This is a genomic window from Grimontia celer (genome assembly GCF_900055185.1).
Classification (GTDB): Bacteria; Pseudomonadota; Gammaproteobacteria; order Enterobacterales; family Vibrionaceae; genus Enterovibrio; species Enterovibrio celer.
The window spans coordinates 99,257-123,391 of record NZ_FIZX01000005.1 but is presented as its reverse complement, the minus strand read 5'-3'; the positions used below and the strand labels follow the sequence as shown (position 1 = coordinate 123,391).

The following is a 24,135-nucleotide window of genomic DNA, read 5'->3' as shown; positions in this document are numbered from 1 at the left end:
AATAGAGGAAGTAAACTTCACCGATTTTATTCTTGAACTTGCGATGCTGAGACAGGCAGAGTAATGCCAACTCCAGATCGGCTTGATATACTGCCTGCCATGAAGGGAAGAACGTTGCGCCATTTAAAATTGTTGCGCGTCAGTGCCATAAGCGCTGGCGTTTTGTTGTGCCTGCTTACCAGCCCAGCTTCTCTCGCCAGTGACGAGCAGCTTTCTGGCATGAAAAGTGAAATCTCCCGTCAGGAACAGCAGCTCAATTCCAAATCGAAAAAACTCAACGCGCTGCAATCCAATCTCAAATCACAAGAGCAATCCATCGCCGCTATCGCAACACAGATGCGTGATGCCAATGCTGATTTAAGCGTTATCGAAAAAGATATCGCCACATTAAACCGTGAGAGTCAGCGTCTTGAACAGCTCAAGCTGGGCCAGATGGAGCTTTTGAAAGAGCTCTTAAACAGCCAGTACCGACAAGGCCAACACAGCCAACTGAATGCGCTATTAAGTGGTGAAGACTCCGCAGACATGGATCGCATGACGGTATATGCAGAGAAACTCTCCAAAGCTCGCACAGATGCCATCAACGAACTCGCTGCTACCGATACCGAGCTACAACTAAAACGCCGCGCCCTGCAACAGCAAACCGAAAAGCAGAAGACGCTGATTGCCTCTCTTGCCGCTGATAAAGCTAAGCTGGAAAAAGAGCAGCAGGCACAGAAAAAAACGGCTGGCGCTATCCGCCGTGAAATCAACAGTGACAAGGGTTATCTTGCTGAGCTTCGTAATAACGAGAAGCGTTTGAAAGTAGAGCTTGAACGTGCCGCTGAACAAGCACGCATTGCCGCCGAGCAAGCGAAAGTCAAAATGGATGGCCTCGGCAAATACAAAGGCAAGATGCAGTGGCCAGTGAAAGGGCGAATTTTGCACCGCTACGGTACGGCACAAACTGGACAACTGCGCTGGAATGGCATGGTCATCGCCGCCAAAGAAGGCAGTGAAGTCAAAGCGGCCCACGATGGTACTGTGGTGCTTTCAAACTGGCTACGCGGTTATGGCTTGATGGTGGTGGTCGACCATGGCAAAGGAGACATGAGCTTCTACGGTTACAATCAGGCTTTGCTGCGCAATGTCGGCGATACCGTTAAAGCTGGCGATCCGATTGCCCTTGTCGGAAACAGTGGCGGTCAGGATGCCTCGGCGCTTTATTTCGAAATCCGGCGCAAAGGTAACGCCACCAACCCCAGCCCCTGGCTGACGCGGTAAAGGCACTGTAGGTTTCAGATGCAAAGGATTGTTGCTGTTACCACCTTACTCCTTCTCTTTCTGGCTGCGCCCGTCGCAGCCAAACCTAAAATCGCCTTTATTATCGATGATCTTGGCTACGAAATGATGCCAAGAGAGATTGCCGCTTTGCCGCCGCAAATCAGTGTCTCCATCATCCCCTTCACCGAATTCGATACTGCGGTTGCGCTAACTGCCTTGAGCCAACAGCGCGAAGTCCTGCTTCACCTTCCGATGCAAAGCCCAGATGGCACGCCACAAGAGCCCAACTCACTGACGCTTGCCATGAGTAAAAAGGAAATGCAGGGCTCAGTGAAAGAGGCGCTGTATCGCGTACCGCAGGTAGTGGCTGTCAATAACCATATGGGTAGCCTGCTGACCCAACACAAGGCACCTATGCATTGGATCATGGAGCTTCTTGAAGAGCGTGAAATTGGCTTTATCGACAGCCGCACCACACCCAAAACCGTTGCCCAGCGGATTGCCCGCGAACATGGTCTCGCCACCAATCGCCGTCATGTATTTCTTGACCATTTTCCCAATGAAGCTTTCATCGAAAACCAGCTCAAACTTGCGGTACAACAAGCCAAGCGCCGCGGTGTTGCTGTGGTGATCGCCCACCCCTTCCCTATCACGTTAGAAACCTTACAAGCGCAACTTCCTGAGCTTCAAAAAGAAGTAGAACTGGTGCCAATCTCACTGGCTCTCAGGCAATAAAAAACCCGCCGAAGCGGGTTTTAAGACCCAAGCAACAGTCGACGATTACTTGGTCCAATCGAGGATAACTTTACCCGACTGTCCAGAGCACATCACATCGAAGCCTTTCTGGAAGTCATCCACGCTGTAGTGGTGCGTGATAATTGGACTCAGGTCCAGACCAGATTGGATAAGGCTTGCCATCTTGTACCAGGTTTCAAACATTTCGCGGCCATAGATACCTTTAATCACCAGACCTTTGAAAATCACCTGATTCCAGTCGATACCCATGTCTGACGGTGGAATTCCCAGCAGCGCAATGCGACCACCGTGGTTCATGGTTTGAAGCATGCCGTTGAACGCGGACGGATTACCGGACATCTCAAGGCCCACATCGAAGCCTTCGCGCATGCCCAGTTCTGACATCACGTCTTCCAGTTTTTCTTCTGCCACATTCACCGCGCGGGTCACACCCATCTTACGTGCCAGCTCCAAACGGTATTCATTCACATCGGTGACCACCACATGACGGGCACCCACGTGCTTCGCGACTGCTGCCGCCATGATGCCGATAGGACCAGCACCTGTGATCAGGACATCTTCACCAACAAGATCAAAAGACAGCGCAGTGTGAACCGCGTTACCGAATGGGTCGAAGATAGAAGCCAGATCGTCTGAAATGTCTTCCGGGATTTTGAATGCATTAAATGCAGGGATCACCAGATACTCGGCAAACGCGCCTTCGCGGTTTACACCCACACCAATGGTGTTGCGGCAAAGATGCGTACGGCCAGCACGGCAATTACGACAGTGGCCACAAGTGATATGGCCTTCACCCGATACGCGATCGCCAATAGCGAAACCACGCACTTCCTGGCCGATGCCAACCACTTCGCCCACGTACTCATGCCCAACAACCATAGGCACAGGAATGGTCTTTTGTGACCATTCATCCCAGTTGTAGATATGCACGTCGGTACCACAAATCGCGGTTTTACGAATTTTGATCAGTAGATCGTTGTGGCCCAGCTCTGGCAACTCGGTCTCTGTCATCCAGATCCCTGGTTCTGCTTTCAGTTTTGCCAGCGCTTTCATTTTGTTCGTCATCGTTGCTTATCCAATCAGACCCATGTCTTTGCCGACTTTGATAAAGGCGTCGATTGCCTTGTCTAGTTGTTCACGGCTGTGTGCCGCTGACATTTGCGTGCGAATACGCGCCTGACCTTTCGGTACTACAGGGAAGGAGAAACCGACTACGTAGATACCTTCTTTCATCATGCGTTCTGCAAATTCGCCCGCTACTTTTGCATCACCCAGCATCACAGGAATGATGGCGTGGTCAGCACCTGCCAACGTGAAGCCCGCTTCACTCATGCGTGCACGGAAGTGGTTGGCGTTATCCCACAGCTTGTCACGCAGATCGCCGCTTTCTGCCAGCAGATCAATCACACGGATAGACGCAGAAACAATCGCTGGTGCCAGTGAGTTCGAGAACAGGTAAGGACGTGAACGCTGACGCAGCCAATCAATCACTTCTTTCTTACCTGACGTATAACCGCCTGACGCGCCGCCCATGGCTTTACCCAAGGTGCCGGTGATGATGTCGATACGGTCAATCACGTCATGGTATTCGTGGGTACCACGACCATTTTCACCCATAAATCCCACAGCATGAGAGTCATCCACCATCACCAGTGCGCCGTATTTTTCTGCCAGATCGCAGATAGCAGGCAGGTTTGCGACAACACCGTCCATCGAGAACACACCGTCTGTCACGATCAGTGTATTGCGAGCACCTTTTTCTTTCGCAGCAATCAGCTGTTGCTCCAGCTCTTCCATATTGTTGTTGGCATAGCGAAAACGCATCGCTTTACACAAACGCACACCGTCGATGATAGAAGCGTGGTTCAGCGCATCGGAAATGATCGCATCTTCTGCACCCAAAATAGTTTCAAACAGGCCAGCGTTGGCATCGAAGCAAGAAGAGTAAAGGATGGTGTCTTCCATACCGAGAAAGGCAGAAAGCTTTTCTTCCAATACCTTATGCGAATCTTGGGTGCCGCAGATAAAGCGCACCGACGCCATGCCGAAGCCGTGCTCATCCATTCCTGCTTTTGCCGCTTCAATCAGCGCAGGGTGGTTAGCCAGACCCAGATAGTTGTTGGCACAGAAGTTCAGCACTTCGTCACCGGACGTTACTGAGATGTTTGCCTTTTGGGCTGACGTGATCACACGTTCATCTTTGTACAGGCCTTCAGCTTTTACTTCTTCAAGCTGCTGGCGGATTTGCTGGTAAAAAGCGGCAGTCATCGCTTACTCCATCGATGGAAACAGGAACAGGTTGATATCAATATGATTATTGCACCACTGAAAGCTAAAGTGTCTAAATAACACCCAGCTTACAGTATGACATATTAGAAAGAGTGTAGATGATAGAGTTCTGAGGAAGGTCGCGTCTATTGAATTAGTACATCTTATTGTGCTCGATCACGCTGAGTCGGAAGCCGCCTTGGTGCTTTCCATTTGTTCGCGGTAGTGCTCAATCAAGCCTGATACCACTGCTCTGCCTTTATCGGTCGTCATCGGTGACACCATATTGAGGATTTGCAGCACGCCCTGATAAATCACCACTGGCGTCACCTTCGCCTGTGGTGACTGCGCGCTTTGATAGAATATCCAACTCGACGCGACCAGTTTCAGCGTGCTGCACAGCGATTGCAGCGCTTCATCGTCCATATCCAGCCATCCCGTTTCACGAAAGCGGCTCAGCATAGCAAAGAGATTGGCTTTCAATGCCTGCTGCGCTTCCAGGTATTTATTCTGAAGCTCGGCATCGCGACTTAGGATATCGGGCAGATTGGCGTAGAAGAAACGATATCTCCACATCAGTTGGAAGGTGGCATCGAGGTATGCAAGCAGCCGCTGTTCGTCAGATTCCGCTGGGACTTCCGGCTGAAAACCTGTTGAAAGATCGAGCGCGTATTGATCGAAAATACTGTGTATAATCTCTTCCTTATTACGGAAGTGGTAATACAGGTTTCCCGGGCTGATCCCCAGATCGGCAGCAATATGGTTAGTGGTGACGTTTGGCTCACCCTGCTCGTTGAAGAGCGCCAGCGCTGAATGAATAATGCGATCACGGGTTTTCATGGTTAAACTGCTATCCTCAAGCCCAGAAAGGGAAATATTACCATAGCCTCACTGAATTACTGGTGGGGTCTTCTCATAATTCAGGTCAACAGAATTTAGGTAAAGATATGATTATAGTGACTGGCGGCGCCGGCATGATCGGCAGCAATCTGGTTAAAGCGCTGAACGAACAAGGTTACAACGACATTCTGGTGGTTGATAACCTGAAAGACGGCACCAAATTCGTGAATCTGGTTGACCTGGATATCGCTGATTATATGGACAAAGAAGACTTCATCGCACAAATCATGGCGGGTGACGATTTCGGTCCTATCGAAGCGGTATTCCACGAAGGTGCGTGCTCTGCAACCACTGAGTGGGACGGCAAATACATGATGCTCAACAACTATGAGTATTCAAAAGAGTTGCTGCATTACTGTCTTGAGCGCGAAATTCCATTCCTGTATGCATCATCGGCTGCAACTTATGGCGGCCGCGACCACGACTTCATCGAAGAGCCACAATACGAAGGCGCACTGAACGTTTACGGTTATTCCAAGCAGTTGTTCGACAACTACGTTCGTCGCATTTGGGCAGACGCTGAAGCGCATGGTGAGACGCTGTCTCAAATTACCGGTTTCCGTTACTTCAACGTATACGGCCCACGCGAGAACCACAAAGGCAGCATGGCGTCTGTGGCTTTCCACCTGAATAATCAAATCAAAGACGGCCAAAACCCGAAACTGTTCGAAGGCAGCGACACCTTCAAGCGTGATTTCGTATATGTTGGTGACGTGTGCAAAATGAACATCTGGTTCTGGCAAAACAGCCAATCAGGCATCTTCAACTGTGGTACCGGTCGCGCAGAACCCTTCCGTGCGGTCGCTGAAGCCGTCATCAAGCACCATGGTCAAGGCGAAGTAGAAGAAATCTCATTCCCAGACCACCTGAAAGGCCGATACCAAGCTTACACTCAGGCAGATCTCACCAAAGTTCGCGCAGCCGGTTACCCTGACGAGTTTAAAACCGTCGCGGAAGGCGTTGCCGAGTACATGGCAATTCTTAATAAGTAATTGACTGAAAACGGGTGGAGTAACAACGCCACCCGTTTTTTCTTCCTAAGTTCGATTTTTGTAGTTCCGACTCTATGAGCCAAGACCTTAAAAATAGCTCTTATTTACCAACGTTTGAATGGGCCTTTTTGCACCCGCGTTACTGGGGTACCTGGCTGGGTATTCTCTTCGCTGCAATTATGGCTTTTGTACCATTCAGACTTCGCGACAAATTCGCTGAATTTCTGGCCAAACGCCTGGTGAAAATGAATAACCGCGCCAAAAAACGTGCAGTGATCAACCTTCAGCAATGTTTTCCAGAAAAAACCGAAGAAGAACGTTTAGCCATCTTAGAGCAAAGCTATATTAATGCGGGATGTGTTCTGCTTGGTTTCGCCACCATTATGATGCGCAGCAAACGTTATTTGGAAAAACGCACCTTATTCCGTAATGAGGAAATCCTGACAGAGCTTGTTGAGAACGGCGAGAAAGTCATTCTGTTAGTACCTCATAGCTGGGCGATTGATTACCCCGCGGTTCAACTGGCTTCGCGCGGCCTACCCGTCGCAGCCATGGTGAAGAAACAAAAGAACAAAGTGGCAGACTGGTTGATGAACGTGCAGCGCCTGAAATATGGTGGTCGCACTCACGAGCGTGCAGATGGCATTAAGCCCTTTATTAAATCCGTGCGAGAGGGCTACCTTGGCTACTATCTGCCGGATGAAGATCATGGCCCGGATTACAGCGTGTTTGTGCCTTTCTTCGCCGCACAGAAAGCAACACTGTCTGGTTTAGGCAAGCTTGCGACATTAAGCCGCGCCAAAATCGTTCCATTGATGCCTGTTTATAACCGTGAAACCGGAAACTTTGAGGTGATTGTGCAGCCGCCACTGGCTCCGTTCCCATCAGGTAGCGAAGAAACAGATGCGCGCATGATGAACGAACGCATTGAACAGTTTTTGGAAAACGACCCTGGCCAGTATATGTGGATTATGAATTTACTCCGCTCAAAGCCAGATGGTAGTCAGAATTACTAATCGACTCATCCACTAGCTCGGAGGCAAGGTGTCAAACGTCCTTTTCCGAATTCGAAATAAAGTCAAAATTAAAACCGGTAACGAGATTGAATTGGGTTCTGACACTCGGGTTCGCCAATGCCATATATCAATAAAAGGTTCTGGCAATAAGCTTGTCATCAAAGATGGCGCCAATTTGAAAGGCGTGCAAATAGAGCTTGATGGTAAAGGGTGCACTCTGGTTGTCGGTGAAAAGAGCGTGATAGGGGAAGGCTGTTACCTATCAGCACGTGAAAACAACACAAGCCTTCGCATTGGCAAAGCCTGTATGTTATCTAGAAATGTCAAAGTCATGACCAGTGATGGGCACGATATTCTTTCAGACGGCCTTCGCATCAACTATGCCAAAGATATTCAAATCGGCGACCGGGTTTGGTTGGCTGACAGTGCTGTTGTCTTAAAGGGCTGCAACATTGGAAATGGAAGTATCGTTGGTATCAACTCAGTAGTAACCAAATCAGTCCCAGAAAACAGTATTGCGACAGGCAATCCAGCGCGAACTGTAAAAAGCGGCATTATTTGGGACGAGAAACTGACCTACTAGCCATGAAAATACTAATTATTGGCCCATCTTGGGTTGGCGATATGGTGATGTCTCAAAGTCTGTATACAAGACTGAGTGAGCAGCACCCAAATGCAAAAATAGACGTACTTGCCCCGGCTTGGTGTAAACCCATTCTTGAGCGCATGCCTGAGATAAATCGAGCGATAGAGATGCCAGTGGGGCACGGTGAATTTAGTTTGGTGACCCGTTGGAAACTCGGTAAATCACTGCGTTCTGAAGCATACGATCACGCTTTTGTTTTACCTAACTCCGCAAAATCTGCACTAATACCACTTTTTGCCAACGTTCCCCTGCGCACAGGCTGGAAAGGCGAAATGCGCTATGGCCTACTCAATGATTTACGCCCTGACCGCAAGGTTTTTCAGTATATGGTCGAGCGCTACGTAGCACTCGCCCACCCAAAAGCCTCCATGTTAAATGACGTTAAGCTGAAAAACGTTCCATACCCCTTGCTGACCGTAAACGAATCAAATCAGGCTGCTTGTCTAGCCAAGTTTGGTATCAAACCAAATGAAAAAATTGTCGGCCTGTGTCCGGGTGCTGAATTTGGACCAGCGAAACGCTGGCCTGATTCTCATTACGCAGATGTCGCCAATAAACTTATCGCGGAAGGCAATCAGATATGCTTGTTTGGCGGCCCAAAAGATAGAGAAGTTGCTCAAACTATCATTGGTCAACTTCCACAAGAGGCTCAAAAACATTGCTTTAACTTGGCAGGGGAAACAGCTCTTGTAGATGCAGTTGATTTGCTCGCAGCATGCCACACCGTATTTTCTAACGACTCTGGTCTGATGCATGTTGCTGCTGCTGTAGGTGTAAACATTGTTGCCATCTATGGTTCTAGTTCTCCCAAGTACACACCTCCACTCTCAGATAATGTGGTCATGGTTAACACGGATATTGAATGCCGACCTTGCTTCAAGCGTGAGTGCCAATTCAACCACTTGAAATGCCTGACAGAACTTTCCCCTAACATGGTTTGGGATGCTTACCTGTCCCTAACATCGAGCGCGCAAACGGAAACATCATGAAATTCAGCGAACCTAAAATTTCATCTAAACATGCCTGCTTTGAAAAAGGGGCTTACGCCTCCAAATCAGCGAAGTACTACCTGAACAACGAATTTGATCCAAACACGATAAAGAAAGTGGCTGTAATTCGGCACGCTGCACTGGGCGATCAGGTGATTACTCGACCATTTCTGGTGGAAGCTCGCAAATTCTTTCCCAATGCCGAAATCACTCTAGTGGCCCTTTCTACATACCAATATGGAATGCCATCTGATTTAGCAGATCGCACCGTAGTGCTGCATGGGCGAGACAAAAAGGGGCAGGTTTCATTCTCCGACAAGATGACTAACTTTAAAGAAGTTGGCGATCAAGACATCATCTTTGACCTTGCTTGCACGAACCGCTCCTATTGGGTCAACATCCTAAACAAAGCCAAGCTCAAGGTAGGCTTTCCATATAAAAGCTGGCTTCATGGAAAACTCTACAATGTTGCAGTATGGCGCTCTGATTTCAGCCCAGAGGTTGAAACTATGCTGGATATGCTGCGCCTACTTGGTCATACCCCAGCGCTTCGTTTGGACTTTGCCTATCCTGACCATCAAGAGTTGGTGAATAAGAAGACCCCGTATATCGTCTACTTCAACGGCGCGTCTCAACCAAGAAAAGTGTTGCAGAATGAGCAAATGAAAACACTGTTAGAAGCCGCGATAAAGAAGCACCCGAATATTGAGCATGTTTTCCTTGAGGGTGTAAAAGACAATGAAAAGGGCGAGTATCTTTCGGACCTGTCAAAGTACAAAAACTTCAAAGTTCAACCCTGCCTGCCACTTGATGAGTTACTGGCATATTGCGCTGGTGCAACCATGGTAGTGGCCCCAGATACCGGCGTCAGGAATGTTGCCATATCGACCCACACCCCAACTGTGGGAATTTTCTATGCGACGGTTCCTTTCCGGTATACACCTCGGTACGAACCTATCCATTTCATTGCGATGAATGCAGACGCTTCTATACCTACCACAACGCAAATACTGCATACCATGGCCTCTACTGGCTTGTTGCCAGAAGCAACTTAAACTCACAGTTTTAGGGGACAAGACAAGAAATGATCCTTACGCTTTTAACTTTTGGCGACCGATTAGAGAATCACTATCAGGCTTCTTTTGCCATTTTAACTTTCCTGAAAAGTGATCTGATTTCACGTGTATGTGTGGTTACTGATCGGCCTCGGTATTACTCATACTTTGATGAAAGAATCGACATCATTGAAATCAACAATGACATCATGAATGACTGGCGCGGAGAGCATGATTTCTTTTGGCGCATAAAAATGAAAGGCATTGAAGCCGCAGCGAAGAAAAATCCTGGTAAGGATTTACTCTATGTCGACTCAGATACGTTTTATGTGAAGGATCTAAATGTCATTAAGCAAGGACTAGATGACAATCTCTCTTTTATGCATGAAAAAGAGGGCAAACTTGCTGGCAGCACGAGCAATACGTTCAACAAAATGTGGCGGTCTATCGCTGGGCGTACGTTTGCAGGAGTCAAAATAGATGAAAGTTCCGAGATGTGGAACGCTGGTGTTATCGCACTAAGTGGAAACCATGCTCAAGATATTATTGAGCATGCCATTTCTATTTGTGATGAAATTTGTCAAACCGATTGCACTAGACGTTTGGTAGAACAGTTCGCTTTCTCGGTTGCACTTGCACATTCAACCAAGCTAACAGCTGCAGAAATGCAAATTGGTCACTATTGGGGTAACAAGGAAGCATGGAATGCAAAAATTATCGAGTTTTTCATGTATTCCAAGCTCTCCAACTCAGGAATGAAAGAAGATTTGTTAAGACTTCAAGAAGTTGATTTAGAAAACTTGCCAACTGTTTATAAAGAGAAAAGTATTAAAGGCAAAGTTAATCGACTCCTTAATAAGCTGTTTCCTCCAAAAGAAGTGCAATATTTCAAAGGGAAAGCAATTTAACAATCGGGGATGGTGCCAATATGGTTAGTGAAAATAGAAATAAGCCAGACACGCGAAACCATCCCTTAATCTCCATCATCTGCCCTTGCCATAATGAGCAAGAGGTGTTGCATACCTTCACTGATAAAATCTTCTCTATCATCAGCAAGACCTCCTACAGCTTTGAGCTTCTATTCGTTAATGATGGTAGCAATGACAATACCTTGAAGGTATTGAATGAACTTGCAGAAAAGCATACCTGTATCCGAGTCATCAATCTGTCCCGAAATTTTGGTAAAGAAGCTGCGCTGACGGCAGGCCTTGATCGCGCAAAAGGCGATGCTGTTATTCCTATTGATGCGGACCTACAAGACCCTCCAGAGTTGATTCTCGACTTTCTACGTGAGTGGGAAAAAGGATTCGATGTCGTTGTTGCAAAGCGGGTTGATAGGAGCAGCGATACTCTGGCAAAAAAAATAACCGCCAGCCTTTTTTACAAGTTTCACAACAGTATTGCGGATGTAGAAATCCCTGACAATGTAGGTGACTTCCGTCTTATATCAAGACGAGTTGTTCAAGCTATTCAACTACTTCCTGAAAACCAGCGTTTTATGAAAGGAATATTCTCATGGGTTGGGTTTAGCACCTCTGTTGTAGAATATACGCGACAAGCACGTGCAGCTGGGGAGAGCAGCTTTAACGGATGGCGACTGTGGAATTTTGCTTTAGAAGGGATCACCAGTTTCAGTACCGCACCGCTAAGGGTGTGGCTATATCTCGGCGTATTTTGTTCTTCTATCGCATTTATCTACGGCAGCATCATCATTCTTAAAACCCTAATGCTTGGTATTGATTTACCGGGTTATGCGTCGTTACTTACCATCGTACTATTTTTTGGTGGAGTCCAATTGATTGGGCTTGGCGTAATGGGAGAGTACATTGGACGCCTCTATATGGAATCCAAAAGAAGGCCTGTCTACATCATTGAGCATGACAGCCATGAAAACACCCAAGACAAATGAAAGCCAGATTAGATAACCTTTTGTCCCTTCGTATCGTTCGATTCGGCCTTACCGGCGGAGTGGCGACCCTTACACATATCGTTGTCGCATTCGGATTGCTACATTTTTTTGCATCCACGGTATTTATCGCAAACCTCTTTGGCTTTCTATGTGCTTTTGGGCTCTCTTATTTGATGCAGTCCGTTTTCGTTTTTCGACGCAGGCTTTCATTACAAAATGCTTGGCGCTTCTTCATCGTACAATTCTCAGCACTCATGATTTCTCAACTGATCAGTGAACTCTTTTCTGGAATAAATGAATATCTTCGTGTGCTGTTGGTGGTTTTTCTTATCCCAATGGTCACTTATATCATCCACAAAACGTGGACATACAAAGATACCGATAACACCGAAAACAAAAAGTAGTGCAATGAATCTGAAGAAACTCGACCTCCACCATTCTTTACTCCAGCTTTGTGGGTTTGTTCTGGGACTCATTCTCGCTCTGCTCTACGCACAACATCAAATCATGACGGGTGACCAGTGGCAGATGCTCCATAAAGGCTACCTGGGTGCGTATCAGGATATTTGGCTAGCTTTTGGTAACGCGGCTAGTGCAGTTGGAAATGTACCAGGATCGTTGTCTGCTTGGGTGGTGGGTGGCCCTTTACTACTTTGGGATAACCCATGGGCACCAATGTTGTTGTTAATCGGTTTGCGGGTACTTTCTTATTTGATGTTGGATGCTGTCATCAAACAAGTATTCAGCCAACAAGTAAGGCTGCTATTTATGGTGGCATATTGGCTAAACCCTTGGCTTCTTTACGACAGCCAACTATACAACCCGGCTTATCTTTGCTTTTTCACAGCACTACATTTCTGGAGCGCGTTTAAGCTTCGTGAGCAATCGAACTTTGTATTTAGCTTCCTGCATGTCATAGCCATTGGCGGCGCAATGCAATTTCATTATTCGTGGCCAGTATTGGCAGTTATTTCCTGTTACTTGCTCTACAGGAAAATGTCACACCCTAATTGGACAGGTGTCATAACAGCAGGTCTTGTTATATTGGCATCGCTCATCCCCTACTTTCAGGAATATGCTGTGAATGAGGGGCTAAAAGGTGAAAGCGATCGCTACATCGGATACGGCTTGGTGCATGTATATCCTGTTCTAAAAGCACTGTTTTACTGGCTTCGATACGCGTCAACACTCTTTTCAAACCGGATTATTACGGACACTTCTTTTGATTGGCTAACGACAATAGCTTGGCTACAACTTGTCTTTCAGTATCTTTGGCAAGCCATTTTATACGTAGTAGGAGCAACAACTGTGGTTATCGCTGCCAAAGTCAATTGGCAAGCTTGGAAAGCTATCAAGCCTTACATTAAGCGGCGTACTGACGTAATTGAGAAGCAACAATGGCTATTGCTCTATGCGGCGGCTGCAGTAATGGCCATCATAATCAATGCCATGCTTTCACCCATTACCTTCTCCTATTGGCACTTAATACTGACCTTTCCTATTGCCTTAATTCCGATTCTGGTTGCAGCGGAGCAATGGCGCGTTGAAATTCCAGAGCACTTCATCAAAGGGCTTGTCGGGCTGGCAGCATTTTTTCTAGTCGTGAACCTTGTCGCCGCCTGTGACAGCGAAAAGTATACCCACAAAGTGAGTTATGCAGAGCAAGTCCAAGTGCTTCTCGTACAAGAAGGCATCACCAAACAACGATAGTTTCGATAAAGGGTTCTCTCTAAGGAGAGCCCTTTGTACACTAGCCTTTCAACTTTCGAAAAAGGCCCAACCGTGCGCTTTCTCTATACTTTTTTATTGCTTATTGCCGCTCCATTTCTGCTCTTTGGTCTTTACCGCGCCAAAGACGGGAAACCCAAGGTCGGCAAACGCTGGGTTGAACACTTTGGCTACACGCCCGCCATAAAAGGGAAAAATCCCATTTGGATCCATGCAGTATCAGTTGGTGAGGTTATAGCCGCTAAGCCTGTCATTCAAGCACTGCAAAAGCGCTACCCCGATGAAGCAATTCTTGTGACCACTACCACAGCTACTGGAGCAGAAATTGCAGCAAAGATAGAGGGTATCGAGCACAGATACATGCCGATTGATTTTGGCTTTGCCGTAAAAGGATTCTTAAAGCGCACCCATCCTAACGTCATGCTCATTATGGAAACCGAGCTTTGGCCCAACACATTGGTCACAGTTAAAAAGGCGGGTATTCCAGTTGTCGTGATGAATGCGCGCTTATCCGAAAGTTCGAAGCGTGGATATCAACGTGTTAAACCGTTGTTCAATATACTCTCAGTCAACATCGATCATATTCTTTGTCAGTTCGATGACGATGCTCGTCGTTTCATCGAACTTGGGGTCCGCGAGGAGAAAGTCTCGGTTTCCGGCTCTGTAAAGTTTGACTTGCCTGATTTCGATACGCACGCACCTGCCGTGATTGATTTGAAAAATCAGCTAACCAACCGACCGGTTTGGATAGCCGCCAGCACCCACCCTGGGGAAGATAGCATCCTGTTAGACGCCCACAAATCTGTGCTTGAAAGCCTACCAAACGCCCTGATGATTTTGGTTCCTCGACATCCCGAACGCTTTGGCGACGTGGCAAACTTGGTTTCCTCCAGCGGTTTTACTCTGGCAAGAAGAAGCGTTGGGCAGTCCATCATCCCCGAGACCCAGGTTTATCTTGGCGATACGATGGGCGAAATGATGAACCTCTTTGAAGCAAGCGATGTGACCTTCATGGCGGGTAGTCTTATTGGCGATAAAGTTGGCGGTCATAACCTTTTGGAACCGGCTTCGCTGTCCAAGCCGCTGGTAACTGGCCCAAGCTACTACAACTTTCAAGTGATTGCTGAGCAGCTTATCGATGTCGGTGCATGCACGGTAAAAGAAAGCCCAGTAGAGATAGCCGCTCAGATTGTCTCGCTGCTAAATAACAATGAACAGCGTGAAAAAGCTGGCAAAGCGGCATTATCAGTCATGGAGAAGAACAGAGGCGCCGTCTCGAAAACGCTCGACACTGTTAGCCAGTGGATTGAACGTTAATGGCCGTAGCCTTGAAGCAAAAACTGCCAGTCTGACTCCTGCCATTGGATTTGGCGTTTGCCCACTTCTTTGCGAAACGATCGCTGCAGCCGGCTTAAGTTTGCAGCTTTCCAGCCCTCTCCTGAGCGACGACCGCACTTATCAAAGTCAATAAGCCAAAAAGCACCTTTGTCATCGCGCAGGATATTATGAATGTTCAGATCAGTGTGGCAAACGCCTGCATCATGGAGCTTTCGAACTAGCTTTCCTATGTCGCGATACTTGTCTTCAGTGAGCGGTGAGCCCTTTAACACATCAACCAAGTCTTTCGCACCATCAATCTTTTCGACCAAAATATCGGCTTGATAAGTCAACCCATCTTTAATCGCTCTTGCCGCCAACGGACGTGGCACGGGAATGCCCTGTTCGCGCAAGTAGTGGAGCAAGTTAAATTCTGCGGCAGAGCGGGTGCTTTCCCATCCGGTAAAGAAATAGCTGTCGCTGACTAACTTTCCAAATAGCCCACCGCGGCGATAGTGACGCAGCGCCGCAGGAACGGTTTTCGTTTTCACAAACCAAGTGGTACCGCGGCCTGTGGCTGAACCGATCACCGCGCCTTCGTCTTGCCAAAAAACAATGTCGAAACTTTTCAATGCATCTTCATGCAGCAAAGCCTCGTCGAACCAAACACGGATATTGTTATCAGCCAGCAATTCCACAGGCGCTCCCATTAATCGGCCTATTCTCATCGAAGGCATTTTACATTGCAGATCGGCAACTGCATAATTTCAGGCAAGATAACCACATAAGCAGCATCATGGCCCTTTTTTCCACCGCACCTCAGTCTCTTTGTATCCTTCGTCTTTCTGCGATTGGTGATGTATGCAACGCCGTGGCCGCAGTTCAGGCTATTCAAACGCAATGGCCAAAAACCAAGATCACCTGGATAGCAGGTAAAGCAGAGGCCGTTTTACTAACGCCTCTTTTACCGAATGTCACTGTTATTGCTTTTGATAAGAAGCAAGGGTTCAAGGGCATGAAAGCGGTTTGGCAATCACTGAAAGGGCAAAAGTTTGATGCACTTCTGCACATGCAAAGCGCCATTCGTGCCAGCTTGCTTTCCATCGGTATCAAAGCCAAATACCGACTAGGTTTCGATAAAGTAAGGGCTAGCGACCTCCAATCCTTCTTTACCAATATCAAAGTGCCATCACCACAATCACTGCATGTACTAGATGGTTTTATGGCGTTCACTGAAACGCTGGGGCTCCAGCCCCAAACACCAACATGGTCTTTGCCCATTGCTGACGAGGAGCTCACTTGGGCGAAAGATCAATTGAGCGGTAAACCCACTCTGATAGTGGCACCTGCGGCCAGCAAGGCTTTCAAAAACTGGACTGCAGAAGGCTATGCGGGTGTCATCGAGCATGCATTACGTAAAGGTTTTGACGTTATCCTCGCAGGTGGCCCCGGAAAAATTGAGGTCGAGTTGGGCCAAGCGATTGAACGCCAGCTATCACAGTCCGTGAAAAACCTCATTGGCAAAACCACCCTTCTTCAATTACTGGCACTGGAAAAACACGCTTCTTTGGTACTGGCACCCGACAGCGGCCCGGCTCACCTTGCCAATGCTGTCGGCACACCCGTGATTGGACTCTATGCCCATCACAATCCAGCACGAACCGGCCCTTATAACTGGCGGCACTATGTTGTCAGTGCTTATGCCGAAGCGATAAACGCGGAGACGGGTAAAACAGTTGAAGAGGTCTCTTGGCGCACCAGAGTGAAAGACGAGGACGCCATGCAACGCATTACGATTGAGTCGGTGATAGCTCGATTCGATGAAGTCACCGACAAAGAGGAACTGCTATGAGCCAGGCTCAGCGCGCCACCATCAGCGCAATTATCATCACCAAAAACGAAGAGCAGATATTGCCTGAATGCCTCGCTTCTCTAGACTGGGTAGACGAAATCATTGTTGTCGATTCTGGCAGCACAGATAACACCATAGCTATTGCTGAAGCCGCGGGTGCTAAGGTCCATGTGAACGCAGAATGGCCCGGATTTGGTAAGCAAAAGCAGCTCGCACAAAGCTATGCCACCAAAGATTGGGTACTGGCGATTGATGCGGACGAAGTGATCACTGAAGAGCTTAAAAACAGTATTCTTGGCGTACTTGCCGATCCACCGCAAAACACGCTATTTATTCTTCGCCGTACGACGTGGGTCTTTGGCCGGTTCCTCAAACACTCGGGTTGGTACGACAAAATCGTGCGCCTGTATCCTCGCAAGCTAACTGGCTACAACGACGCACTGGTGCACGAGAAAATCATTGAGCCGGAAGGCTCTACCAAGCAAACGCTTAATGGCGATATGCTGCATTATTCTTATCGGGATCTGCACCAGTATCTGGTGAAGTCTGCATTCTATGCCAAGTCATGGGCAGACGGACGCCAGGCTCGGGGAAAGAAAAGCAGTATCAGCCAAGGAATCCTTCATGCATTGGGATGTTTTCTTAAGATGTATGTACTGAAACGTGGTTTCTTGGATGGCAAGCAGGGTTTTTTAATTGCGGTACTTTCAGCGCACTCCACCTTTGTGAAGTACGCCGATTTGTGGATCCGGGCTAACGACAGTCGCGCTGCTAAATAACGCGCCCCAAGAAATTTCTCACTTCTGGCAGAATGGCTTCGATTGCAACCTTAGACATGTCTGCCGCCTCTTCCTTGTCTTTCGCTGCTGGCGGCGCAAACGCAATGTGGCTTCCTTCACTGTTAATTGGCTTCCAGCGAAGTGGTGTGGCGCTGCGTTTGGCAGGGAAAAAGCCAATGGTTGGCACATCAACCGTCGCTGCTATGTGCAAAGGCCCTGTAGAACCTGCAATAAATGCATTTGCACACGCTATGGATTGGGTGAAATCCTGCAAGCCATCGTTCTTGTCATAGACGACAGAGTGAACCGACTTTTCCGCTAGCAGGGATTGCAGTTCCGCAGCTTTCTTTTCTTCCCCTGGACCCGCGGTAAGCACCACTTCAATCTCTTTATCTGAGGCAATACCCACGACCAAATCTGTGTACTGTGTCAGTGACAGGTTGTTCGCTGAGCCGCCACTCCCTGCATGTACATAAAGCCAAGGTTTATCGGCGCTGAGTCCTAATGCCGCAGAGAGTTTTTGCTTTTGCGTTAACAGTGTTTCGTGAGCAAAAGACAGGTAAGGCGCACTAACTTCTTTTGCATCAACCCCCTGCTTGCTGAGGAAAGCACGGATAAGGTCGATATTGTATTCAAATTCCGGCTTGGCTGATTGCGAACGGCGCTGCGTTACCCTGTGGTTGTAGAGGAATTGGGAGATTTTGGTCGCTGGTGCCAATCGGAAAGGAATATTCGCTTTCCAAACCAGCGTTGCATTGTAGCTGTCTGAAAACAGACAAATTGAAGCATCAAACTGCTCGGCTTTAATTTGGCTGACAAGCTCTTTCTTACTCAGCTTATCCGCTTTCTTGCCGCAATCTACCAGTACCTTGTCAATCGAAGGACAAAGCTCAGCCAACGCTTTGGTGTAGGACGGCACCAAAGCGGTAATTTCTGCGTCTGGCATAGATTGCTTCAACATGGCAAATGCCGGCCATGCCAGCATAAAATCGCCAATTTTATCGTTTCTGATGACAAGGATTTTTTTCATTATCGCTACCTAACGCCAAGACTCCCTCGATCATACCTGATGAGCGGCTTGTCGCTAAGGGTTGGATGGAAAGAAAAAGTGTCGGATCTGTTGGTATTTTCATCATCTTGGGTTGTAGTAGGGAATCAAATTCCACGAGTTTTTGATAGCATGTCGCCAGTTTAGAAAATTGCAGGATACGACTGTGAGCAAGAAAGCCATTACCCGCGTGATCTATCCGGGTACTTTTGATCCGATTACCAATGGCCACGTTGATTTGGTTGAGCGCGCGGCTTCAATGTTTGATGAAGTCGTCGTGGGTATCGCTGCCAGCCCAAGCAAAAAGCCCCTGTTTGATCTTGAAGAGCGTGTCCAGTTGGCAAAAGCAGTGACCGAGCACCTCGACAATGTCAGCGTAGTCGGTTTTTCAGGCCTTTTGGTAGATTTTGCCAAGCAGTACAACGCAAATATTCTGGTACGCGGACTGCGTGCAGTGTCCGATTTCGAATATGAGTTTCAGCTAGCAAACATGAACCGCCGTTTGATGCCGGAGCTGGAAAGCGTCTTCCTTACACCTTCTGAAGAAAACTCGTTTATCTCTTCCACGCTGGTGAAAGAGGTAGCGCTTCATGGTGGTGACACCAGTGGTTTTGTTCATCCCAAAGTGCTGGAGGCATTGAAATCTCAACTGGAGAATTAACAACGACAAAGCCCGCTTAAGCGGGCTTTGTTATTTTTGGCACTCGGGGCAAAACACCGTATTTCGCTGCCCTATCTTGACGCTCTCAAGCTCAGTGTCACACTCTGGGCACGGCTTACCTTGCCTGCCATACACCAACAACTCTTGCGCAAAGTAGCCAGGCTTGCCATCAGCTTGAGTGAAATCTTTCAGCGTCGTGCCACCTTGCTTGATGGCAGTTGCCAGAACATCTTTGATATCAGCCACCAGTGTATTAGCTTCATCAAGATTAAGCTGTCCTGCTGGACGCTTTGGGTGAATTCTAGAGGTGAACAGGGATTCATTGGCGTAGATGTTCCCCACCCCGACAACGACGGCGTTATCCATAATAAATTGCTTAATCGCCGTGCGTTTCCCCTGCGCCTTTTCAAACAGATACTCACCGGTAAACGCGTCAGTGAGTGGCTCGGGACCGAGTTTTTCCAAAGCAGGGTGATCACCGCCCTTTTCCTGCCAAAGCCAGGCACCAAATCGGCGTGGATCGTTGTAGCGAATCACTTTTCCATTGGAGAGGTGTAAATCGACATGATCGTGCTTATCAGGCGCTGTCGCCTGCGACAGTACACGTAAACTGCCTGACATTCCTAAATGCACCAGCGCATAGCCAATATCCGTTTCCAATATCAAGTACTTTGCGCGGCGTTTCACTGCACGAATTGTCTGGCCTTCGATATCAAATAAGGTGTCCGGAACAGGCCAACGTAGTTTGGGCTGTCTGACCTCCAGTTTGGTGACTACCTGATCCGTCGCATGGGGCTTAATACCCATACGGCTCACTTCAACTTCCGGTAATTCTGGCATCCTGCTAATTCTGGTTGGCGAATGGGAACAGGTAGTTTGGATCAACTGAGACCGCAAGCCAACGGTTTTCCCAGTTTTGAATGAGCCAGAATTGAGGCAATTGATAGTAGGTCAGACGTAAAGGCTCAACAGATTCACCTCTATCCACCACCAAAGTCGCCGGGTCACGAAGACCTGGTTTTAACTTGTCGTAGGTGTCCGTGTCGATTTCTGTGCCAGACAGGTTAATCCATCGGTTTGCCAATTCAGTGGCCGAGATAGAAAGCTTTCTATCTGTTTGCCAGGGCATTGCATTGGTGAGGGTAAATTTCGGAAAACGCAGCGCTTTGACTTCCACATCGGATGGCATCAAAGCAATGATCCCATCAGGCAGTACCTGCTCAACCAGTTGTTCGGCCTCACTTTCTTCCAGCTGGCTTCTGAGATAGGTTGGCAGGTTTATCAGTGTGATAAACGCCAAAATACCTAGGATAAGGAAATTATTGAATGTTCTGCGGGACGGTGTAGCCATCGCTCACTCTCAGTGTCATCAATCGTCACTCAAAGTGTATATCCGGAAGTCTCTGATTTACAGATATAAAAAAACCCAGCCAAAGCCGGGTTCTTTATAAGAGGCGAAAACCAATTACTTGATTTTTGCTTCTTTGTACATAACGTGTTGACGAACAACTGGATCAAATTTCTTGATCTCGAACTTGCCCGGCATGTTACGTTTGTTCTTATCAGTAGTGTAGAAGTGACCAGTACCAGCAGATGATACCAGGCGGATCTTCTCGCGAATGCCTTTAGCCATTCTTTAAGTCCTCTTAAACGTTCTCACCACGGGCACGGATATCTGCCAGAACAGAATCAATACCTTTCTTGTCGATGATGCGCATACCTTTAGGGGTAAGACGCAGTTTAACGAAGCGGTTTTCGCTTTCTACCCAGAAACGATGAGTTTGCAGGTTCGGCAGAAAACGACGCTTGGTGGCGTTATTAGCGTGAGAGCGGTTGTTACCAACTACAGGACGCTTGCCAGTTACTTGGCATACTCGTGACATGAATGTCTCTCCAAATCGTTTCAGCTCGATATCAACCTTGTCCGCCAGTCCTGCAAACAAGGTCAGGCTCTACGTCAAGGCTATCAAAGGTGGCGCATTATACTAACTGTCTTTCCATTGCTCAAGTCCCGAGCAGATCCTTTTGACAGTTTTTGATCGTTTTTTAGCAACCTAGGTGGCGTTGACCTGAGGTAAACCTCACTCGTCCCCAGAAAAAACGCCATGTAAGCAGCTTTCTACCGAATTAGAGAGAAGGTGTTAAAGACGACCAGAGTAAGTGAATACTCTTAAATCCAACCACGCTCGGCGAAAGATACCACATCCCCGTCCCCAATCACCATATGGTCGAGTAAACGAATGTCCATTAAAGCCAAAGCATCACCGATTCTGTTTGTAATATGCCTATCTGCAGCACTCGGCTCCGCAACGCCTGATGGATGGTTATGCGCCAGAATCACGGCATTGGCCCCCAAATCAAGACAACGCCTTACCACTTCCCTTGGGTAAACAGCCGCCGCATTGATCGTGCCTTCAAATAAAATTTCGTCCTTTATAGGACGGTTTTGGTTATCAAGGTATAACACCAAAAACGCCTCCCTCGGACGATCGCGCAGTTTGATGGAAAGATACCTTGCCGTATGGGAAGGGCTGGAAAGTGCATCTTCTCTCACCAGTGTCTCGCCAAGATGTCGCTTACTGAGCTCTAAAACAGCCTGAAGCTGGGCGTATTTCGCCGAGCCCAGCCCTTTGCGCGCGCTGAATTGCTTCAGTTCAGCCTGCATTAGCCCTCTGAGTGAACCAAAATCTTCCAAAAGGTAGCTAGCGAGTTCAATCGCATTCATGCCCGTCACACCGGTGCGAAGGAAAATAGCAAGAAGCTCAGCATTGGTCAGAGACTCAGGGCCTCTCGCCAATAACTTCTCACGTGGCCGGCACTCTTCAGGCATATTTTTTAGCGACATGACAATCTCGATGAAACAAAAGTCATGAGCGTCAATCCCGCGCCGAAAACCGTCAACATTGACGTCAAAACACTGCGATGGACATACAAACTCGGCGAGTTTGAGTGGCTACTTATTTACATTTTGTTATCGAATAATGCCGCTTTCACATTCGTCATAGTGCAACAGACGCTTTCCCGGTCTTTTGTGTTATCTTTCCACTCATTATCCATTGGCTAAATTAGTTATGGCTCAGAAAATCACTCAGACCCTGTCGGGCAAAAGGATTGTTTTAGGTATCGGCGGCGGAATCGCAGCTTACAAGTGTGCAGATCTGACGCGACGCCTGATTGAACGTGGTGCGGATGTACGCATTGTGATGACCCATGCAGCGAAGGAATTTATCACCCCGCTGACCATGCAGGCTGTCTCAGGCCACCCTGTGTCTGATAGTCTGCTTGACCCTGCCGCTGAAGCCTCAATGGGTCATATCGAAATTGCCAAATGGGCAGATTTGGTATTGTTGGCACCTGCTACAGCTGACCTGATTGCGCGGGTGTCTGCAGGCATGGGCAATGATCTGCTGACCACACTTTGCTTGGCAACAGATGCGCCGATAGCTGTAGCACCTGCCATGAACCAGCAAATGTACCGTGCCATAGCCACACAGGAAAACTTAGCGACCCTCAAGCGTCGCGGATATCCCATTTGGGGGCCAGCAAGCGGTGAACAGGCATGTGGTGATATAGGTCCTGGCCGTATGCTAGAGCCGATGCAATTGGTCGGTCTGGTTGAAGCTCACTTTACCGAAGGCGATCTCACTGGCACCTCTTTTCTTATTACTGCTGGGCCAACCCGCGAAGCCATCGACCCGGTACGCTACCTCACCAATCACAGCTCAGGCAAAATGGGTTATGCGATTGCAGAAGCCGCCGCAAAAAGAGGCGCGAGTGTCACTTTGGTCAGTGGCCCCGTGAATCTGCCAACGCCGAATGGCGTTCACCGAGTAAATGTCGAAAGTGCGCAAGAAATGCATGACGCTGTTCACGCTCACGCTACCAAGCATCACATATTTGTTGCCTGCGCGGCGGTCGCCGATTTCAAACCCACCAATGTTGCCGATCAAAAGATGAAGAAGAAAGACGGCAAAGATGAAATGACCATCACGCTGGTGAAAAACCCTGACATCGTCGCTTCTGTCGCCTCATTGGTAGAAAATCGCCCGTTTACCGTCGGCTTTGCTGCTGAAACCCAGGATGTGGAGCAATACGCACGCGGTAAACTTCAGAAAAAGAATCTGGACCTGATTTGCGCTAACGATGTCTCTCAGGAAGGACAAGGCTTTAACAGCGACCAGAATGCGCTGCACCTATACTGGCCAAAAGGCGATAAAGCACTGCCTCTGGCGAGCAAATCAGATATTGGCAACCAGCTTGTCAGCGAAATTACAGCACTTTACAACATCAAATAAGTAAACAGCGGAACTAGGTTATGAAAAAAATCGATCTGAAAATCCTCGACCCACGCGTCGGTAACGAATTCCCACTACCAGCTTATGCCACTGAAGGCTCAGCGGGTCTGGACCTTCGCGCTGTACTGGACGCGCCGCTGACTCTCGAACCAGGTCAAACAGAGCTACTTCCTACTGGTCTTGCTATTCACATTTCCGACCCTTCACTGGCTGCGACCATCCTGCCACGCTCAGGTCTTGGTCATAAACACGGCATTGTGTTGGGTAATCTGGTTGGCCTTATCGACTCCGATTATCAAGGCCAGCTTATGGTCTCATGCTGGAACCGCGGCAACACAACCTTTACCATTGAACCAGGTGAACGTATTGCGCAACTGGTTTTTGTGCCGGTTGTTCAAGCAGAATTCAATATTGTTGAAGACTTCGACGCGACCGAGCGTGGTGCCGGAGGATTTGGACACTCTGGTACAAAATAACAGCGTTAACCCGGTGAAAAGTCAGAAAAATGCCACATGAGTGTGGCGTTTTTTATGCCGTATTCACGGTTTCGGGAATTACTGTAGGCTTCACCTGCAATCAAGGTGCATTATTCTTTTAATACAGAGAGGCCGTCGTTAATATAGCGGCTCTTCAGCCTAGATTTCGGGTCAGTGACCCCAAG

The 24,135-nt window shown here is 48.1% G+C and carries 27 protein-coding genes; 17 read left to right on the top strand and 10 right to left on the bottom strand.

Annotation, left to right across the window (positions count from 1 at the left end):
- Positions 1-99 precede the first annotated feature (99 nt).
- Both GCE9029_RS21970 and GCE9029_RS21965 read left to right on the top strand, forming a co-directional pair.
- Positions 100-1,263: a peptidoglycan DD-metalloendopeptidase family protein gene (locus GCE9029_RS21970; protein ID WP_062667122.1), complete on the top strand. Its 1,164-nt coding sequence runs from the start codon at positions 100-102 to the stop codon at positions 1,261-1,263.
- 18 nt (positions 1,264-1,281) lie between these two features.
- Positions 1,282-1,998: a divergent polysaccharide deacetylase family protein gene (locus GCE9029_RS21965; protein ID WP_062666945.1), complete on the top strand. Its 717-nt coding sequence runs from the start codon at positions 1,282-1,284 to the stop codon at positions 1,996-1,998.
- Positions 1,999-2,043: 45 nt separating this feature from the next.
- On the opposite strand, the gene tdh is transcribed toward GCE9029_RS21965, so the two are convergent.
- From tdh to GCE9029_RS21950, 3 genes are all read right to left on the bottom strand, one after another.
- Positions 2,044-3,084, bottom strand: a complete 1,041-nt coding sequence (tdh, locus tag GCE9029_RS21960; RefSeq protein WP_062666944.1) for an L-threonine 3-dehydrogenase — start codon at positions 3,082-3,084, stop codon at positions 2,044-2,046.
- A 6-nt stretch (positions 3,085-3,090) separates the two neighbouring features.
- Positions 3,091-4,287, bottom strand: coding sequence for a glycine C-acetyltransferase (locus GCE9029_RS21955; RefSeq protein ID WP_062666943.1), 1,197 nt, complete (start codon positions 4,285-4,287; stop codon positions 3,091-3,093).
- A gap of 177 nt (positions 4,288-4,464) precedes the next feature.
- Positions 4,465-5,127: a TetR/AcrR family transcriptional regulator gene (locus tag GCE9029_RS21950; protein ID WP_062666942.1), complete on the bottom strand. Its 663-nt coding sequence runs from the start codon at positions 5,125-5,127 to the stop codon at positions 4,465-4,467.
- Positions 5,128-5,234: 107 nt separating this feature from the next.
- Between GCE9029_RS21950 and rfaD the strand changes: the two genes are divergently transcribed.
- The 10 genes from rfaD to waaA all read left to right on the top strand — a co-directional run bounded on the left by rfaD (position 5,235) and on the right by waaA (position 14,839).
- Complete coding sequence (gene rfaD / locus GCE9029_RS21945) at positions 5,235-6,179, top strand: ADP-glyceromanno-heptose 6-epimerase (RefSeq protein ID WP_062666940.1); 945 nt, start codon at positions 5,235-5,237, stop codon at positions 6,177-6,179.
- Positions 6,180-6,253: 74 nt separating this feature from the next.
- Positions 6,254-7,195, top strand: coding sequence for a lauroyl-Kdo(2)-lipid IV(A) myristoyltransferase (lpxM, locus tag GCE9029_RS21940; RefSeq protein ID WP_062666938.1), 942 nt, complete (start codon positions 6,254-6,256; stop codon positions 7,193-7,195).
- Positions 7,196-7,223: 28 nt separating this feature from the next.
- Positions 7,224-7,778, top strand: a complete 555-nt coding sequence (locus GCE9029_RS21935) for an acyltransferase (RefSeq protein WP_062666935.1) — start codon at positions 7,224-7,226, stop codon at positions 7,776-7,778.
- Between the two features lie 2 nt (positions 7,779-7,780).
- Complete coding sequence (waaF, locus tag GCE9029_RS21930; protein WP_062666933.1) at positions 7,781-8,830, top strand: lipopolysaccharide heptosyltransferase II; 1,050 nt, start codon at positions 7,781-7,783, stop codon at positions 8,828-8,830.
- Positions 8,827-9,885, top strand: coding sequence for a glycosyltransferase family 9 protein (locus tag GCE9029_RS21925; RefSeq protein WP_062666931.1), 1,059 nt, complete (start codon positions 8,827-8,829; stop codon positions 9,883-9,885). Before waaF ends, GCE9029_RS21925 begins: the two co-directional genes overlap by 4 nt.
- A gap of 29 nt (positions 9,886-9,914) precedes the next feature.
- Entirely contained in the window at positions 9,915-10,793 is an 879-nt protein-coding gene (locus GCE9029_RS21920; protein ID WP_062666928.1) for a hypothetical protein, read from the top strand.
- A 20-nt stretch (positions 10,794-10,813) separates the two neighbouring features.
- Positions 10,814-11,794, top strand: a complete 981-nt coding sequence (locus GCE9029_RS21915) for a glycosyltransferase family 2 protein (protein ID WP_082804417.1) — start codon at positions 10,814-10,816, stop codon at positions 11,792-11,794.
- On the top strand, positions 11,791-12,198 hold the full coding sequence (locus GCE9029_RS21910) for a GtrA family protein (RefSeq protein WP_062666926.1): 408 nt from the start codon (positions 11,791-11,793) through the stop codon (positions 12,196-12,198). Before GCE9029_RS21915 ends, GCE9029_RS21910 begins: the two co-directional genes overlap by 4 nt.
- A gap of 4 nt (positions 12,199-12,202) precedes the next feature.
- Positions 12,203-13,504 carry a hypothetical protein gene (locus tag GCE9029_RS21905; protein ID WP_062666925.1) on the top strand — a complete coding sequence of 434 codons (1,302 nt, stop codon included), beginning with the start codon at positions 12,203-12,205 and terminating at the stop codon, positions 13,502-13,504.
- Between the two features lie 72 nt (positions 13,505-13,576).
- Positions 13,577-14,839, top strand: a complete 1,263-nt coding sequence (gene waaA / locus GCE9029_RS21900) for a lipid IV(A) 3-deoxy-D-manno-octulosonic acid transferase (RefSeq protein ID WP_062667117.1) — start codon at positions 13,577-13,579, stop codon at positions 14,837-14,839.
- Here waaA and GCE9029_RS21895 read toward each other — a convergent pair.
- Positions 14,836-15,537 (bottom strand): 3-deoxy-D-manno-octulosonic acid kinase, encoded by a 702-nt coding sequence (locus GCE9029_RS21895; RefSeq protein ID WP_062667115.1) that lies wholly within the window; start codon positions 15,535-15,537, stop codon positions 14,836-14,838. The genes waaA and GCE9029_RS21895 overlap by 4 nt on opposite strands.
- 98 nt (positions 15,538-15,635) lie before the next feature.
- Here GCE9029_RS21895 and GCE9029_RS21890 point away from each other — a divergent pair, with 98 nt between their 5' ends.
- Positions 15,636-16,691, top strand: coding sequence for a glycosyltransferase family 9 protein (locus GCE9029_RS21890; protein ID WP_062666924.1), 1,056 nt, complete (start codon positions 15,636-15,638; stop codon positions 16,689-16,691).
- Positions 16,688-17,470, top strand: coding sequence for a glycosyltransferase family 2 protein (locus GCE9029_RS21885; protein ID WP_062666923.1), 783 nt, complete (start codon positions 16,688-16,690; stop codon positions 17,468-17,470). The genes GCE9029_RS21890 and GCE9029_RS21885 overlap by 4 nt, the downstream gene beginning before the upstream one ends.
- On the opposite strand, the gene GCE9029_RS21880 is transcribed toward GCE9029_RS21885, so the two are convergent.
- Positions 17,463-18,500, bottom strand: a complete 1,038-nt coding sequence (locus tag GCE9029_RS21880; RefSeq protein ID WP_062666922.1) for a glycosyltransferase family 9 protein — start codon at positions 18,498-18,500, stop codon at positions 17,463-17,465. The genes GCE9029_RS21885 and GCE9029_RS21880 overlap by 8 nt on opposite strands.
- Positions 18,501-18,684: 184 nt before the next feature.
- On the opposite strand from GCE9029_RS21880, the gene coaD reads away from it, so the two are divergent.
- A complete protein-coding gene (coaD, locus tag GCE9029_RS21875; RefSeq protein ID WP_062666921.1) occupies positions 18,685-19,179 on the top strand; it encodes a pantetheine-phosphate adenylyltransferase in 495 nt (164 codons plus the stop codon).
- Between the two features lie 30 nt (positions 19,180-19,209).
- Here the strand turns inward: coaD and mutM are convergent, their stop codons facing one another.
- The 5 genes from mutM to radC all read right to left on the bottom strand — a co-directional run bounded on the left by mutM (position 19,210) and on the right by radC (position 22,024).
- Positions 19,210-20,019 carry a bifunctional DNA-formamidopyrimidine glycosylase/DNA-(apurinic or apyrimidinic site) lyase gene (gene mutM / locus GCE9029_RS21870; protein WP_062666919.1) on the bottom strand — a complete coding sequence of 270 codons (810 nt, stop codon included), beginning with the start codon at positions 20,017-20,019 and terminating at the stop codon, positions 19,210-19,212.
- A 4-nt stretch (positions 20,020-20,023) separates the two neighbouring features.
- Entirely contained in the window at positions 20,024-20,530 is a 507-nt protein-coding gene (locus tag GCE9029_RS21865; protein WP_062666917.1) for a hypothetical protein, read from the bottom strand.
- Positions 20,531-20,644: 114 nt separating this feature from the next.
- On the bottom strand, positions 20,645-20,812 hold the full coding sequence (rpmG, locus tag GCE9029_RS21860) for a 50S ribosomal protein L33 (protein ID WP_002535344.1): 168 nt from the start codon (positions 20,810-20,812) through the stop codon (positions 20,645-20,647).
- 13 nt (positions 20,813-20,825) lie between these two features.
- Positions 20,826-21,062, bottom strand: a complete 237-nt coding sequence (rpmB, locus tag GCE9029_RS21855; protein WP_046307935.1) for a 50S ribosomal protein L28 — start codon at positions 21,060-21,062, stop codon at positions 20,826-20,828.
- A gap of 287 nt (positions 21,063-21,349) precedes the next feature.
- Positions 21,350-22,024, bottom strand: a complete 675-nt coding sequence (gene radC / locus GCE9029_RS21850) for a RadC family protein (RefSeq protein WP_062666915.1) — start codon at positions 22,022-22,024, stop codon at positions 21,350-21,352.
- A 226-nt stretch (positions 22,025-22,250) separates the two neighbouring features.
- Here radC and coaBC point away from each other — a divergent pair, with 226 nt between their 5' ends.
- Positions 22,251-23,474 carry a bifunctional phosphopantothenoylcysteine decarboxylase/phosphopantothenate--cysteine ligase CoaBC gene (gene coaBC / locus GCE9029_RS21845; protein WP_062666913.1) on the top strand — a complete coding sequence of 408 codons (1,224 nt, stop codon included), beginning with the start codon at positions 22,251-22,253 and terminating at the stop codon, positions 23,472-23,474.
- Between the two features lie 20 nt (positions 23,475-23,494).
- The gene (dut, locus tag GCE9029_RS21840) at positions 23,495-23,950 is read left to right on the top strand and encodes a dUTP diphosphatase (RefSeq protein WP_062666911.1); all 456 of its coding nucleotides are present in this window, start codon (positions 23,495-23,497) and stop codon (positions 23,948-23,950) included.
- Positions 23,951-24,135: the final 185 nt, after the last annotated feature.

Excerpts from the sequence above, each read along its gene's own strand:
- GCE9029_RS21970 (WP_062667122.1), top strand. The coding sequence starts at position 100 with ATGAAGGGAAGAACGTTGCGCCATTTAAAATTGTTGCGCGTCAGTGCC.
- GCE9029_RS21965 (WP_062666945.1), top strand. The coding sequence starts at position 1,282 with ATGCAAAGGATTGTTGCTGTTACCACCTTACTCCTTCTCTTTCTGGCT.
- tdh (WP_062666944.1), bottom strand. The coding sequence starts at position 3,084 with ATGACGAACAAAATGAAAGCGCTGGCAAAACTGAAAGCAGAACCAGGG.
- GCE9029_RS21955 (WP_062666943.1), bottom strand. The coding sequence starts at position 4,287 with ATGACTGCCGCTTTTTACCAGCAAATCCGCCAGCAGCTTGAAGAAGTA.
- GCE9029_RS21950 (WP_062666942.1), bottom strand. The coding sequence starts at position 5,127 with ATGAAAACCCGTGATCGCATTATTCATTCAGCGCTGGCGCTCTTCAAC.
- rfaD (WP_062666940.1), top strand. The coding sequence starts at position 5,235 with ATGATTATAGTGACTGGCGGCGCCGGCATGATCGGCAGCAATCTGGTT.
- lpxM (WP_062666938.1), top strand. The coding sequence starts at position 6,254 with ATGAGCCAAGACCTTAAAAATAGCTCTTATTTACCAACGTTTGAATGG.
- waaF (WP_062666933.1), top strand. The coding sequence starts at position 7,781 with ATGAAAATACTAATTATTGGCCCATCTTGGGTTGGCGATATGGTGATG.
- GCE9029_RS21925 (WP_062666931.1), top strand. The coding sequence starts at position 8,827 with ATGAAATTCAGCGAACCTAAAATTTCATCTAAACATGCCTGCTTTGAA.
- GCE9029_RS21920 (WP_062666928.1), top strand. The coding sequence starts at position 9,915 with ATGATCCTTACGCTTTTAACTTTTGGCGACCGATTAGAGAATCACTAT.
- GCE9029_RS21915 (WP_082804417.1), top strand. The coding sequence starts at position 10,814 with ATGGTTAGTGAAAATAGAAATAAGCCAGACACGCGAAACCATCCCTTA.
- GCE9029_RS21910 (WP_062666926.1), top strand. The coding sequence starts at position 11,791 with ATGAAAGCCAGATTAGATAACCTTTTGTCCCTTCGTATCGTTCGATTC.
- GCE9029_RS21905 (WP_062666925.1), top strand. The coding sequence starts at position 12,203 with ATGAATCTGAAGAAACTCGACCTCCACCATTCTTTACTCCAGCTTTGT.
- GCE9029_RS21890 (WP_062666924.1), top strand. The coding sequence starts at position 15,636 with ATGGCCCTTTTTTCCACCGCACCTCAGTCTCTTTGTATCCTTCGTCTT.
- GCE9029_RS21885 (WP_062666923.1), top strand. The coding sequence starts at position 16,688 with ATGAGCCAGGCTCAGCGCGCCACCATCAGCGCAATTATCATCACCAAA.
- GCE9029_RS21880 (WP_062666922.1), bottom strand. The coding sequence starts at position 18,500 with ATGAAAAAAATCCTTGTCATCAGAAACGATAAAATTGGCGATTTTATG.
- mutM (WP_062666919.1), bottom strand. The coding sequence starts at position 20,019 with ATGCCAGAATTACCGGAAGTTGAAGTGAGCCGTATGGGTATTAAGCCC.
- GCE9029_RS21865 (WP_062666917.1), bottom strand. The coding sequence starts at position 20,530 with ATGGCTACACCGTCCCGCAGAACATTCAATAATTTCCTTATCCTAGGT.
- rpmG (WP_002535344.1), bottom strand. The coding sequence starts at position 20,812 with ATGGCTAAAGGCATTCGCGAGAAGATCCGCCTGGTATCATCTGCTGGT.
- rpmB (WP_046307935.1), bottom strand. The coding sequence starts at position 21,062 with ATGTCACGAGTATGCCAAGTAACTGGCAAGCGTCCTGTAGTTGGTAAC.
- radC (WP_062666915.1), bottom strand. The coding sequence starts at position 22,024 with ATGTCGCTAAAAAATATGCCTGAAGAGTGCCGGCCACGTGAGAAGTTA.
- coaBC (WP_062666913.1), top strand. The coding sequence starts at position 22,251 with ATGGCTCAGAAAATCACTCAGACCCTGTCGGGCAAAAGGATTGTTTTA.
- dut (WP_062666911.1), top strand. The coding sequence starts at position 23,495 with ATGAAAAAAATCGATCTGAAAATCCTCGACCCACGCGTCGGTAACGAA.